Source organism: Tamlana crocina (assembly GCF_012037625.1).
In genome coordinates this window covers 1-374 of record NZ_JAAVJS010000443.1, presented here as the reverse complement: position 1 = coordinate 374, position 374 = coordinate 1, and the positions used below count along the sequence as shown (strand labels likewise).

Below are 374 nucleotides of genomic sequence, written 5' to 3'. Positions count from 1 at the left end.
AAAAAGGCTTTTTGTTCATCAAGTTCAATTTTGCCTTTAATGGGGGTACATTGGAAGAACCTATTGATTTTCCCGATCTGGATGCTTTTGGAGAGAACACCTATACTAAAGAACTCGATGACCTGCACGTGCTTATCAACTGGATCTTTAGTGAGGATTTTCCGTATGCCGATATGGTGGATCTTTCCCGCTTCAGCTTAATGGGACATTCCCGTGGCGGCGGAGTTGTAGTCGTAAAGGCTGCTGAAGATGAACGGGTGCAAAAATTGATCACTCTTGCCGCTGTCAGTGATTTCGGAGACAGGTTTCCTCGGGGAGAGGAGCTGGAAGCTTGGCGGCAAAAAGGTATCGCCTATATAGAGAATTTACGCACA

General features: G+C 45.7%; 1 protein-coding gene. It reads left to right on the top strand.

Annotation, left to right across the window (positions count from 1 at the left end):
- A partial coding sequence (locus HC176_RS17505) for an alpha/beta hydrolase family protein (RefSeq protein ID WP_167920283.1) occupies positions 1-374 on the top strand: 374 nt, incomplete at both ends.